Here is a 13,015-nt window from a genome sequence, read left to right as displayed (position 1 = left end):
GCAGAAATGGGTACATCTCAGTCAAGTAAAGGTCCTAAAAATGGAAACGAACTCGTACCACCTTGGGCTGATCAAACAAAAAATGGGACAAACCAAAACCTAAGTGGATTTAGAACTTTATTTGGTAGATTTGCTCGTAATAGAGATTCCGTCGCATTGAAAGGGGCTTTGTCTCGTTATGCAAGACAAGTAACGGGCGGTTCTGAATCAGCTAATGCTCGTTTAGGAAATATTATAGGCGCTGGTGGGGGGTTATTTGAATTATTGAATGAAGGTATTACCAATGATTCTGGTATGAAGCCACTGGTAGATCTTGACAGTCTTAAAGGACTACCCTGCGAAGATGTGATTGCTAAAATATCACATTCATTGTCTGATGGTAGTGAAGATGCAGACAAAATACAAACCGCCATGAATGATGCGTTAGTTGAAGCATTGAACGGTAAATCCACCTTTGACCCATCCGATATAACAGACGATGTGATTATTGAGACAATGATTTGTTATTTGACTGACAGTATTTTTTTGCAGATTACTATGGATGCCGGTAAAGCATGGAATAATGCTCAAAATGCAAAAGAATTACAGGTGGCTGAAAATTCTTTGCATGAGTTGATTAGTGCGACTGTAGACAATATCATGGAACCAAAATTAAGTAAAAATATAAGATCTTTTTCAAAAGCTGATTTTATAATTATCCAAAAGGATGTTATCACAGAAGTTTGGAATGAATGGAAAGGATATGAATAATGAATATTTATGTTGAATATGATCATGCAAAATTACCATTGGCAGACGAAAAAACTGTTTCTGTGCAGATTTATTCGCGTGATGGTGTAGTTATTAAAAATGGCATTAAGCCTAGAGATGATATTGCAACTATAGGTAAGCCAATATTTGATGCTATAAAAAGACTGGGAGTAAGTATATCAGATGAAGTTATGGACTTTTTAACTATCTCTCTTGCAGTAACTGCTGCCGATACATTTATTATAAGAGATAATTGTTTTGATGGCTGGACAAGAAATATAAATCTATTTGTTTCATTAAATAACCCAGTAATTTGGGAAAAAAACAAACCACTTTTAGAAAAAGCTTTACAATTTTTGAGTGGTGATGTATGGAATTTCAATTTTAAAGGTGATGGTCCTAAGCCACCGCAACCATTCAAAGCTGTTAATGGGCGAAAATTGATTAATTTAGAGGGGTTAGATTGTGTGTCATTATTTTCTGGAGGTCTTGACAGTGCTATAGGTGTTATAGATTTTTTATCTTCGGGAAGAAAACCTTTGCTAATCAGCCATTCGTATAAAGGGGATAAAACTAAACAAGATCAAATAGCCCATAAAATTCGTGAGAAGGGCACCTTTTCAAGACTTCGTTCAAGTGCCAACCCTATTGGCAGGGGGATGACAAGAGACATTACTATGAGAACGCGAAGTTTAAACTTCTTAGCGTTTGCACTTGTAGGTGCATATGCGGTAAAACAGATTAATAATCATAAAGATCTATCAATATTTGTTCCTGAAAATGGTTTTATCTCTTTGAATGCACCATTAACGCATCGGAGAGTTGGCTCGCTTAGTACCCGGACAACACATCCGTATTTCATTGGAATGATTCAAGAACTTTTTAATAATCTTGGCTTCGGTGTAAGATTGATTAACCCTTATCAATTCATGACCAAGGGTCAAATGGTGAGTAATTGTAAAGATTCTAAGATGCTTTCTGAAATTGTGGATCTAACCGTTTCATGTAGTCATTGGAAAAGAAAAAATCAACAGTGTGGATATTGTGTTCCATGTATGATTAGAAGAGCAGCTTTAATGAAAGGTACTCTAAAAGAATCTATAAGTTATCATCATGCCTCATATCCAACCCTACGTGATTTTGTTAAACACAAACAAGATGGTCGTGATGATGTTATCGCGGTATCAGTAGCCTTAGATAAATCTAAAAAAATAAATTTGAAATCATGGGTATTAAAGTCGGGAAAGCTTAAATTTGAGGATCTTGATAAGTATGAACAAGTGTTCTCAGATGGCTTACTTGAAGTTGAAGATTTCTTGAAAAAGGAAAAGGTGATTTGAAGCTTGATATGCACTGTCATTTGGATCTTTATAAAGATCCAAGTGATATTATCCAAAAGTGTACAGAGAAAGGACTTTATGTCCTTTCTATTACAACTACACCTAATGCCTATATTGGCACTCATCGACTGTCTGCTAATAACAGTAGAATCAGAACGGCATTAGGTCTTCATCCTGAACTAGCCCATCTAAGACACCATGAGTTAGATATTTTCGATATTTTACTCCCACAAGCTAAATATGTTGGAGAAATCGGACTTGATGGTGGGAAAGATTATAAAGAGCATTCGGAAGTACAGCTTAAAGTATTTAAACATATACTTAAAAAGGTACATAACCAAGGTGGCAGGATTATGTCAATACATTCAAGGGGTTGTGCTGAAGAGGTTGTTGAACAACTTAAAGGAATTGATGGTATTCCTGTATTTCATTGGTTTACGGGTTCAGAATCTGAATTAAGGAGCGCTATTGATATTGGTGCATGGTTCTCTGTTGGCCCGGCGATGTTAAACTCTATTAAAGGACGACGGATATTACAATTGATACCTAAAGATAGATTATTAACTGAAACTGATGGGCCATTCGCAAAATATGCTAGTAAACGGCTATTCCCTTGGGATGTAGATATAGCTATTGAGGGGATTTCGAAAATATGGGGATGTAGCTCAGAGTATGTAGAATATAAAATCGAAGAAAACTTCAGGAATATCCTTCAGTTATGATTTTTTACATGCAATTTTTTTCACATATCTAAATATATATATTTAAATAACCATAAATAGCAATGTGGTTATTTAAATACTACGCATTTCCGAAATCTATTGTAGAGACATCAGAAGGCTTTGAATTTTTATTTGAGATTAAATTTAAACTTAGTATTAGGCATAATTGCTGTGTATAAATATATAATATTTGGGGTTTTGTTTTACAGAAATAAAGATATTTTAGGCAACTTGAATGGAACTTTTGAGAGTTTAAATGCTTTGTAAAACAATACTTTTATTGCTATTAAATAAGTGAGGAGATAAAGTTTCCCACAAAATGTAAATGGTTTTATTGATTAGATTATTTAGGGTTTAATGATTTTTTGCTCATCGATTATATTATTTGGCTTTTTATACTCTTCTATCTACACTATTTTTCAAGTACATTGACTATGATCGGAAGCGATTTTACACTACCAATTCGAAATGACTAATATAGTCTGTTCGATTATCACCAATAGGGACTGATGGTATCAATGTTGGTATCATGTCCAATGTGAAAATTTTTAATCTCTTATGATCATAAGGATAGTTGCGATGTTCGAGTCCGGCCTTCGCACCAAAAACGATAATGGTAATCGGAAAATCTACAACAATCAGTACGTTGTACAATGAAGCTGGACGTTGACGGCAACTACAAAATGGCCGCATCTCCGGCTTTTTTTGTTTATAACGCCTCGGGCCGGATCTTTTCACTCACTCCCTGTTTTGTCAATCTCTCTCCACGCAACTTCTGAGCATCTCGACATTGTGTTCAATATAGCTGAGCGTCACCTTAATATCGCGGTGGTCGAGTAGTTTCTGCGTGACATACAGATTTTGCTCCGGTTTCTGCATCAATTCTGTGGCAACGGTATGGCGGTAGCGGTGCGATGAAAAACGGCTGTGGCAGGCATTGCTGAGTTTGGAAAAGAAATAACTGACCTGGTTTTCCGTCATTGCTTTGCCCTGCCGTAGCGTTCGCCGACTGAAGCGGTTGATGTTGAACAACTGATCGTCAGCCCGCATTCCTCTCGTTTTAGCTTCTTCAAGCAGATGCTCCAGCTAGGGCCGCAGCCGGGAGGCGATGGGAACAATGTGTTCATCATGGCTTTTGCTGCTTTCGCTCTGAATAAACAGCGTGTCATGGACCAGATCGACATCCTTAATGCGCAGATGGATAAGCTGATTCAGCCGGATCGCGGTGTAGTTGAAGGTTTCAACCACGGTCAGCCAACACCATGCCGGATATAAAGGCGAACGATAGCCACGCTGCATTTTCTCCCGTTCGATATATTGGTTCAGCACTTTACGGGATGCGAGGATTTGCTCGTGGGTCAGGGTTTTCTTTTTCTTACGAGATTCCCGCAGTGATGTTTTCTGGAATGGATTGATGAACTGTTCCAGTAATCCCTGTTCAATCGCGAAGTTATACAAGGCTCGCATATGGCGCATATAGTGGTTCCAGCTCACCGGCTTGATACATCGCACATTTAACAGGTAATGACGCCACTCCAGCACCATATGCGGTGTGACTTCGGCGGGCAGTACGTTGCGCCAGTGGGTAAACTGATTTACCGCCGTGCAATAGCAGCTCTGGGTTTCAGGGCGCAACAGACGGGCAAAAAAAATACTCTTCCAGGAGCTGTTCAAAGGTCATGGGTGTCTTCTCCTTCACTGAGCAAGAGATGAGGGTTATTAAAGGGAACGTCATCTCCAAAAAGCGGCGTGGGATCGTCAAGCAGATATCCCTTCAGACGTGAACAACGGCGTGGGCCGACAACGGCGCAGTGCCAGATGTTGAGGCCGTTTTTTTGTTTTCGGTGAAGATTCAGATTCTGGAACTTCTTCTGTACCTCCCGCCAGTATTCTTCAGGGACATTCTGACCGCAGGCGCTCAACCAGAGTTTGAAAATACCAGGTGTCACCAGAAACACCGATCCGGCGACGGTATGGATCCGGGCGTTAGGTTCATTGACTTCCAGATGTTGAGCCTGAACGTTACGCACCAGCCACTGCCAGAATGCTTCGCCTGATAGCGGGGTATCGTCCTGTTCGGGTAGAGGGGATGGTTGTTCTACTTCGGTGTTCGTTGCAATCTCCGCTTCGGACTCCCGTTATCGGTGTGACGGTTCCAATGAAGGCTGCGGGCCGCTGTTGCGGATCTTCCCAAATTAGCAAAGGGGAAAAGCGTAACAGCGTGAGTTCACTGCTCCAGCCGCCGCTGGCCTCAATCCGGCAATGCCAGATGGCTTTATCCTCACAGGGAATGAGCAACTGGTGTGCTTGCATATCATCGAACAGCCGCACGTTATGCTGCGGTACGGCGTCAATACCCTGGCGCAGCAACCAACCACGGACAGCATCGGCAGCGTTCTTACTGACCAGCCACAGCGCTTCTTCAGCCAGCCATCAGAACCGCCGTTTGGGTTGTTGAGCCGAAACTCATTTGCCAGCAGGTCGCGTAAGGCAGTGATAATTTGCTGTGGCAGCGAGGTTTGCGGACGATGGATGGCCTTGACCGGATCGCCGCCGAGATTAAACGCCACCGACGCCCGGTCGGCTTTCTGCACCAGTTCACCCGCCAGCCCGGCATACTGATACTGTCCGTTCAGGCAGTGCAGCAGGGTGGACAAGGCAGCAGCATCGGCGGCGAGCCAGTCGAGACTTTCCGGTGGGAGCAGTTGGGTGAGCAGAAGGGCTGCCGCAGCCGGATGGCGCAGGTAATCACGTTGCGGCAGATAGCGGAACCGATAAGGCTGGGTCAGTGGACCATGCCACGGAAACCAGCGTTGCCCGCTGGCGTCCTCCACCTCAACATCCGTGACAAGTTTACCCAGATCGTGTAGCAGCGCGGCACAGATGATAACCGTCGTCCAGCGTTCGGACTGCGCGGCCTGATCTTCCGGCGCTGCATCAGGTGGAAAAAGATAACTCTGCCGCAGCCGTGCGGCATAGCAGGCGGCTTCAAGGCTGTGATCGAGCAGACCGCCCGCGTGGGCGTGATGGTGGTTTTCCGAGGCCGGAAACGACTGCGCCAGTTCTGCGAAGCGGTGGATTGGTATCAGCCAGAAGCGTTCAAACAGTGAGGCGGGAAGGGCGGTGCTCTGCCGAATAAACTGGATCAACTGTTGGCGGGTAGTTTCAGCCAGTAGCGTTTGCGCGGATTCAGGATGCAGCCATCCCTCCGCGACGTCTGGTTCGCCAGTGGATGGTGTGGTGTTTTGCTTTTTGCGCGTCAGCCATATCCGCATAATGGCCCTTTCCCCTTTTTCGGGTAAGCCCGTTACCCCTTCACTCTCTTCCCCTTCACCCTTTGGATTTTGCCTTTTGGTGCCGTCAGATTTGGGGCGAAATTGTTTATTGGGCTGCGCAAATTTATTGGAATGGAGAAAAACGGCAGAGCAGGGATGCTCCGCCGTTGATATGAAGGTCATGCGCTCAGCGCTAACGGCTGCTGCGCCCGTTCAAGCAGATACTCGCAGGCATTACGCGCTAACCCGCTGGCGCGGAAAATCGCTTTTTTGTCCTGCTGTAACACCTTGAGCCACGATGCGATGTAGCTGTCATGCTGTAGTTTCGCCTGAATGCCGACATGGGCGCAGAGAAATGCAGATCCCATTTCGGCGACGAGTTCCTCAAAACTGTACGTCGGATCGCCAAAGGTATGGTTTCCGGCAGTGATGCCGTCCCGACTCAGCCGCGAAGCGTGTCCGGTAGCGTGCGTCAGTTCATGCAGTAGCGTGCCGTAATAATCCTCACGTGAAGCGAACTGCTCAGGATGCGGCATGATGATGCAGTCGCGCCCCGGCGAGTAATACGCCCGGTTCTGGCGCCGGCGAGTAATACGCCCGGTTCTGGCGCCGGTGAGTGATCGTCACCGCGCTTTGTCGGGCAACCTGTTCAGCGGAGGCGATGGGGTCATCGACCATCACAACAGGCTGTGAAAACGCCTCCGGCAGTCCTTCACATTGCTGAATGTTGAACAGCCGGAACTCGCGTACCACGGCGTAAGACGTCACTTTGGGGTTGCCGTCAGCATCAAAAACCGCGTTCCCGTTGCTGTCAACAACCTCACGCTGTTGGGGCAGATAGAACACGGCCAGTGTAGATTTTTCACCTTTACGAACGTTACCGCCCGTATTGCGAATCTGAGTGAAGGTCAGCCAGCGATCGCTTTCATATCCCTGTCGCTCAGCGCTGTTCCAGAGCAGAGGAATGTTGATGCCATGATAAAACCGCCCGGATAAGGCATTCATCGGCACCACCGGTTCCCCTTCCCGCCACGGGCGAACCCAGGGGATCACGCCTTTCTCCAGCGCGGCGATAATTTCATCGGTGACTTTCTGGTAAAGATCGTTGCTTCTGTTCATAAGCGTAACCTCATGATAAAGAAGCCGGGTACAGCGCTCCCGGTCGGGAGTCGCCCGGCACGGGGAGTGAAGTATGCTGAGGCAATCAGCAGGTATGAAGGGCAGTAACCAGCAGATGGTTATCTTCAAGCGTTAAGCGTAGTGGCGTCATCAGCGGTACGTTGCTGCAGCCGTCAGCGGGCAAACAGTACAGACCGAAATTAATACTCTTACGGTCCGGGCCTGCGCTTTTGAATGTCAGCATGGTGGCGACAATCAGGTTTTCGAGACGGTCGTCTTCCTGAGAGGGATCGAGTGGAAAACTGACTACCTTTTCCCAGGCCTCAGTTGAGACAGACAGCGATAAGGATTTTGCTTCAGGGCAAGATGAAGTAGGCATAGTGTTTCTCCAGTGATGAAAGCAGAGAAACACCGCCCGGCAGGGAGGGATTCCCTGCATGGTGGGGTAGAGGATGTATCAGGCGCTAAGCGCTGTCCGCGAAGATGATACGGAGCGGACGAAAAGGCGAGCCTCACCGGGAAGGTGGCAATCTGAAGGCTCTGGTTGCATAAACATTCGTCTAACAATGAGATTATGCACGCGCATAATCTTGCGGCAAGTAAACTCTCACAATTTTTGAGGTTTAAATCTCAGTATCCATTCTTTAAACTGTACGCAGATAACGTAATAGATACGTAGTTACGTAACTGTAACGTTAAAATTTTTATTTTATACTGTGTTTATAAACAGTATTATGAGTGACGCTTATGCATGATCGTAACCAGACAAATTACTTTTACATGTTTCCTGCGGTACGTGGAATGCAGGCAGGAAGAGAGTTTTACATTGCGACCTGCCCATTGCTGACAATTCCAAAGATTTTCAGCTTTGATGAAGAAGAGGTTCCACCTGAACTGCGGGCGCAGCGCTCATTAAATAAAGCACGGATACCCGACATGGTGCGTTATCTGTTGGATAATCCAGATAACTATATTTTTTCTGCACTTACCGCTTCTGTTGCTGTTGATGTGCATTTTGAAGCAATTAACGATGCTGGGAGTCTGGGTACGTTACAAGTGCCTATGGGAGCCCAAATTTTGATTAATGACGGGCAGCATAGACGAAAGGCTATCGAAGAAGCATTAAAAGCAAACCCTGAGCTGGGATATGACAACATTCCGGTTTTGTTCTTCGTTGATCGGGGGTTAGTGAGAAGCCAACAGATGTTTGCTGATTTGAACAAATACGCGGTTAGACCAAGCCCTTCGTTGGCGACCCTCTATGATCACCGAGATCCAAGCGCTCAACTTGCCTGCCATCTGGCTGAAAATATTGAGCCGTTTATTGGTTTCACAGAAATGGAAAAATCAAGCATATCATCGCTTTCCAATAAGCTTTTTACGTTGAGCAGCATCAAGCAGGCGACGAAAGCATTACTCGGTAAAGGGCTGAAAGATTTGTACTCCGATGACGAAAAGCATAAAGCGGAACGTTTCTGGCGTGCTGTGTTTGGAGTTATGCCCGAATGGCAAATGGTACGACGCCGTGAGATTTCTCCAGCGAGTATGCGTCAGGAATTTATCCATTCTCACGGTGTAGGTTTACAGGCCATCGGTTTGATGGGTAAGGGATTGCTACAACATTCGCCATATAACTGGGAGCAAAAGTTGGAAGGTTTGAGAGATATTGACTGGCGAAAGGCGAATCCGGAATGGCTAAAACGCACGATGCTGCATGGAAAAATCAGCAAATCAGCGATATCGATACACTTAACCAGTAATGCTCTGAAACAGAAACTCGGCATTCCTTTAAATTCAGAAGAACAAAAATTAGAAGAGCAACTGAAGTCATGAGTCATTTATTACAAGCATATGATCTTGATAGTTACGAAGATTTTATTAATCAGGAAACCTTTGCTGGGCGTCCATTACATGAATTTGTATCTGAGATCCAGCGGATCTATCTGGCTGATAAACGTCCTTGGGTTATTGGCTACAGTGGCGGTAAGGATTCGTCTGCTGTAACAACTCTTATTTATCTGGCATTACTGGGATTGTCTCCCGAGCAGCGTAATAAGCCTGTTTTTGTCGTATGTTCAGATACTTTGGTCGAGACACCAGTAGTTGTAAACCTGATCAGTCGAACATTGAAGCTAATAGAAAGAGGTGCTCGCCAGGATGGTTTGCCCATATTGGTGCAACAAGTTGTTCCTAAAACGCATGAAACATTTTGGGCAAACCTTTTAGGAAAGGGATATCCGGCACCTACTCGGCAGTTCCGCTGGTGTACCGAACGTATGAAAATCAATCCGGTTAGTGACTTTATTCGAGATAAAGTAAGTCAGTTCGAAGAAGTTATTGTGGTTTTAGGGTCCCGTTCTGCAGAAAGTGCATCCCGTGCTCAGGTAATTGCAAAACACAAGATTGATGGGACTCGATTAGCTCGTCATACCACCTTAGCTAATGCGTTTATCTATACCCCTATTGATACTTGGGGGGTTGATGATGTCTGGAAATTGTTGAGAGGTGCATTCCGCTATTCAAGTGATGTAACCGAATGGGAAACACCTTGGGGAGGTGGGAACAACCTTCCTTTATGGACTTTGTATATGGACTCCTCTGGTCAGGGGGAATGCCCTATGGTTATTGATGACAGCACCCCGTCTTGTGGTAATTCGCGATTTGGGTGCTGGACTTGTACTGTTGTAACCAAAGATCGGGCTATGGAAAGTCTAGTTCAAAACGGAGAGCAATGGATGGCTCCGTTGTTGGAGTTTCGCAATATGCTTGCGAAGACTACTGAACCAGAAGAGAAAGATAAGTACCGTAACTTTAAGCGCCGAACTGGAAAGGTTAGTTATCAGTATTTAAAAGAGGGGGAGGATATTTCGGTTGAACGAAAACATGTTCCTGGCCCCTATTTATTGAAATATCGACAAGAATGGCTGGAGAAGTTGCTCAACCTGGATAAGGTCTTGAAAGCACAAGGACATGATATTCAGCTTATAACTGAAGGGGAGTTACATGCTATTCGTCAGGAGTGGCTTAATGATCCTAATGAACCTGATTGGAATGATTCTCTGCCAAAAATCTATAAACGTGTATATGGTCATGATTTAGCTTGGCAGATAGATGAACGAGTTCGTTTTGCTGGTGCAGATGCAGGACTACTTCATGAACTAGCCACTGAACATGGAATTGTCCCTGAGATGGTCATGAAGCTGATTGATCTTGAGATCTCTTTTGAAGGAATGGGGCGCCGTCAAAATGTTCAAAAGAAAGTAGAATCGATATTACAACAGGATTGGGGAACATTTGAAGAGATCAAGGAAAAATACTCTTCGGTTCAGAAAAAGAATCAATTCGATATGCTTTTAAAAGAAAAAGAAGATATTGAACTTGCTTTGGATGATCTATCAAATGATTTTGATAGGCTTGAGAACATATTAAATAGTGTGACCAGTAATGATGAGGTGGCAAAATGATTATAACTAAACTGGTTATGCGTAATTTCCGCGTGTTTCGTGGTGAACATGTGCTCGATCTTGCTCCAAATGATGAACCTGGAAAGCCACTAATTTTGATTGGTGGTCTTAATGGTTCTGGGAAAACTTCTATTTTAACTGCAATACGACTTGCCTTGTATGGATCACAAGCATTTGATGATGTTTTTACCAAGAATTCCTATATTGAGAGATTATCGTCTTTAGTCCATAACGGAAAACCTGATGATTTTGAAGATTTTACCTCTGCTTTTGTGGAACTTAGTTTCACACTTCGAATTGATGGAGAAGATGTCACGTACTGTACAAAACGATCATGGTCAAAAGGTAGGGGCGATCAACTCTCTATTTCTGAGAATGGGGTGCTTATGGAGGGAAAAAGCCCGGAGCAGTTACAGGGTTTCCTAAATGAGCTGATCCCTGTTGGTGTTGGTGAATTATTCTTCTTTGATGGGGAAAAAATTGCCACGCTTGCAGAAGATGAGACTGGAAGCATTTTAAGGATAGCTATGCAACGTCTACTAGGACTTGACGTTGTATCTCGGTTAAAAGGAGATCTAAATACCTACATCAAAAATGATCAGAAAAACAAGCTTAATCGTGTTGCACAGGAACAAGTTAAAGTACTTGAAAAAAAGAAGAATGACCTTATTTCATATGCTAATGAAAAAAGAAGCGAAGCACTCGATTATTTGAAAGGTATTGAATTAAATATCAAAGATTTACGTAAGTATGAAGCTTTATTGATGGCGCAAGGAAAAAATTTTGCAGACTCAAAAGTGAGTGAGGAAGCGAAATTAAGAAGTTTAGAGACTGAAAAACTATATACAGAAAAGCAATTGCGTAATACCCTTGACGGATATTTCCCTTTTTCATTAGCGCCAAATATATTTAGAGATCTTTTTAACCAAGTAGAACTGGAAAAAGAAATAATAAAAGCTACCGCATTCAAGTCAGGTCTTGATGATTTTCTGAAAAAACTCCGGAATGAATTGGCGATCCGGTCATCTACAACGTTGAAAATTGCTACAGAGACAATTGAAGATCAATTAAAAGATTTTCTATTGACTCAACCGTCCGGGGATATCCTGCTAGATGTCTCTGAACGTGAGTCTGGTATTTTACATAATGCAGTCTACACATTATCGCCTAAATTAAAAAAAGAAAAAAATAGACTTTGCGAAGAGATAAAAAGAATTGACTTGGCTATTGAACATGCAAAAGAAAATATCGAAAGATCTCCTGAGGAAGAACAGTTAAGTAGTACTTTCAATATTATTAGGACTTTTGACAAGAACATACGTGATGCCGTAGATGAGTTTAAAAAACTACACCTTGATGCTAAAACAGCACTAACTGAAGCGTTAGAGTGTACTCGAGAACAGCAGAAGCTTCATGACGCAATAAAGAATAAAGTTGCACTGGAAAATGCTAGTGATTATGCCCTATCTATATTACCTCTTCTTGATGAATACGCCAAAAAACTGACACAGAAGCGTATATCTGAAGTGGAACAAGAGTTTTCTCGAGTATATAAGAAGTTGGCAAGGAAGGACGAGTTAAAATTACGAGCTAAAATTGATGTAAATACATTTAATGTGAATCTTCAAGATGAAGATGGATTAATAATTGATCGTAGTTTATTGTCTGCTGGTGAAAAACAGATATATGCAGTCACTATGCTTGAAGCATTAGGGAATGTTTCTGGGAAATTACTTCCTATTATAATTGATACTCCTTTAGGAAGGTTAGACTCGCATCATAGAGATAAGTTAGTTGAACACTATATCCCAGATGCTAGTCACCAGGTCATTATCCTATCTACCGATACGGAAATTGATGAGAGATATTACAAAAATTATCTCTGTGATTGTATTTCAAAATCTTATGAAATAAGATACTCACCATTTAGTCAATCTTCAAAGATTGAAGACGGCTATTTTTGGAAAAATGCAAAATGTGAGGTGAATGCCTAATGTTACCTAATCGTTTGCAACTGAACATTCGTGTTGAAGATCAACTTAAAAGACTAAAAGCTAGCACGGGGGTTAATCCAAATATTTCTGCTCGGATAGCATTTTTCCGTTCTGTAGAAAGTGGCTATCGTTTTGACGGAAATGACTATAAAACTGATGGCAATATGAGTATGGATAAAGCTGTATGGTTGGGAGATACAGGTGTAGCTACTGAACTTATATTGAAGATGTTGTATCCCAATTTTGATGGAAAAAAAATGATGCAAGCTTGGGCTGCACATGTTGACGATGGGTCTGCATCCTTGCGAAACCATCGTGAATTAATTAGTTTTACTACATCTCTTTAACAAA

At 43.1% G+C, this 13,015-nt stretch carries 8 protein-coding genes and 3 pseudogenes; 7 read left to right on the top strand and 4 right to left on the bottom strand.

Annotated elements, in window-relative coordinates:
* The first annotated feature begins 6 nt into the window (after positions 1-6).
* The 3 genes from CKO_RS15005 to qatD are packed head-to-tail and all read left to right on the top strand — an operon-like array spanning position 7 to position 2,812.
* On the top strand, positions 7-750 hold the full coding sequence (locus CKO_RS15005) for a hypothetical protein (RefSeq protein WP_023302420.1): 744 nt from the start codon (positions 7-9) through the stop codon (positions 748-750).
* Positions 750-2,090: a Qat anti-phage system QueC-like protein QatC gene (gene qatC / locus CKO_RS15000; protein ID WP_012134288.1), complete on the top strand. Its 1,341-nt coding sequence runs from the start codon at positions 750-752 to the stop codon at positions 2,088-2,090. Before CKO_RS15005 ends, qatC begins: the two co-directional genes overlap by 1 nt.
* Positions 2,087-2,812, top strand: a complete 726-nt coding sequence (gene qatD, locus CKO_RS14995) for a Qat anti-phage system TatD family nuclease QatD (RefSeq protein ID WP_024130755.1) — start codon at positions 2,087-2,089, stop codon at positions 2,810-2,812. Before qatC ends, qatD begins: the two co-directional genes overlap by 4 nt.
* A 753-nt stretch (positions 2,813-3,565) precedes the next feature.
* Here qatD and CKO_RS23730 read toward each other — a convergent pair.
* The 4 genes and pseudogenes from CKO_RS23730 to CKO_RS14975 form a co-directional block, all read right to left on the bottom strand.
* Positions 3,566-4,493 (bottom strand): annotated as a pseudogene (locus tag CKO_RS23730) (tyrosine-type recombinase/integrase).
* Positions 4,483-6,087 (bottom strand): annotated as a pseudogene (mobH, locus tag CKO_RS14985) (MobH family relaxase). Before mobH ends, CKO_RS23730 begins: the two co-directional pseudogenes overlap by 11 nt.
* A 179-nt stretch (positions 6,088-6,266) precedes the next feature.
* Positions 6,267-7,206 (bottom strand): annotated as a pseudogene (locus CKO_RS14980) (ArdC family protein).
* Between the two features lie 85 nt (positions 7,207-7,291).
* On the bottom strand, positions 7,292-7,585 hold the full coding sequence (locus tag CKO_RS14975) for a hypothetical protein (protein ID WP_024130753.1): 294 nt from the start codon (positions 7,583-7,585) through the stop codon (positions 7,292-7,294).
* A gap of 368 nt (positions 7,586-7,953) precedes the next feature.
* Between CKO_RS14975 and dndB the strand changes: the two genes are divergently transcribed.
* The 4 genes from dndB to dndE are packed head-to-tail and all read left to right on the top strand — an operon-like array spanning position 7,954 to position 13,011.
* On the top strand, positions 7,954-9,039 hold the full coding sequence (gene dndB / locus CKO_RS14970) for a DNA sulfur modification protein DndB (protein ID WP_012134279.1): 1,086 nt from the start codon (positions 7,954-7,956) through the stop codon (positions 9,037-9,039).
* Positions 9,036-10,670 carry a DNA phosphorothioation system sulfurtransferase DndC gene (gene dndC, locus CKO_RS14965; protein WP_012134278.1) on the top strand — a complete coding sequence of 545 codons (1,635 nt, stop codon included), beginning with the start codon at positions 9,036-9,038 and terminating at the stop codon, positions 10,668-10,670. The genes dndB and dndC overlap by 4 nt, the downstream gene beginning before the upstream one ends.
* Positions 10,667-12,664 (top strand): DNA sulfur modification protein DndD, encoded by a 1,998-nt coding sequence (dndD, locus tag CKO_RS14960; RefSeq protein WP_012134277.1) that lies wholly within the window; start codon positions 10,667-10,669, stop codon positions 12,662-12,664. Before dndC ends, dndD begins: the two co-directional genes overlap by 4 nt.
* Positions 12,664-13,011 carry a DNA sulfur modification protein DndE gene (gene dndE / locus CKO_RS14955; protein WP_012134276.1) on the top strand — a complete coding sequence of 116 codons (348 nt, stop codon included), beginning with the start codon at positions 12,664-12,666 and terminating at the stop codon, positions 13,009-13,011. The genes dndD and dndE overlap by 1 nt, the downstream gene beginning before the upstream one ends.
* The last annotated feature ends 4 nt before the right edge of the window (positions 13,012-13,015 follow it).

It is taken from the genome of Citrobacter koseri ATCC BAA-895, assembly GCF_000018045.1.
Lineage (GTDB): Bacteria > Pseudomonadota > Gammaproteobacteria > Enterobacterales > Enterobacteriaceae > Citrobacter_B > Citrobacter_B koseri.
Note: the sequence above shows the minus strand (reverse complement) of the source record. Positions and strands in the feature narration are given on the sequence as shown.

Excerpts from the sequence above, each read along its gene's own strand:
- CKO_RS15005 (WP_023302420.1), top strand. The coding sequence starts at position 7 with ATGGGTACATCTCAGTCAAGTAAAGGTCCTAAAAATGGAAACGAACTC.
- qatC (WP_012134288.1), top strand. The coding sequence starts at position 750 with ATGAATATTTATGTTGAATATGATCATGCAAAATTACCATTGGCAGAC.
- CKO_RS14975 (WP_024130753.1), bottom strand. The coding sequence starts at position 7,585 with ATGCCTACTTCATCTTGCCCTGAAGCAAAATCCTTATCGCTGTCTGTC.
- dndB (WP_012134279.1), top strand. The coding sequence starts at position 7,954 with ATGCATGATCGTAACCAGACAAATTACTTTTACATGTTTCCTGCGGTA.
- dndC (WP_012134278.1), top strand. The coding sequence starts at position 9,036 with ATGAGTCATTTATTACAAGCATATGATCTTGATAGTTACGAAGATTTT.
- dndD (WP_012134277.1), top strand. The coding sequence starts at position 10,667 with ATGATTATAACTAAACTGGTTATGCGTAATTTCCGCGTGTTTCGTGGT.
- dndE (WP_012134276.1), top strand. The coding sequence starts at position 12,664 with ATGTTACCTAATCGTTTGCAACTGAACATTCGTGTTGAAGATCAACTT.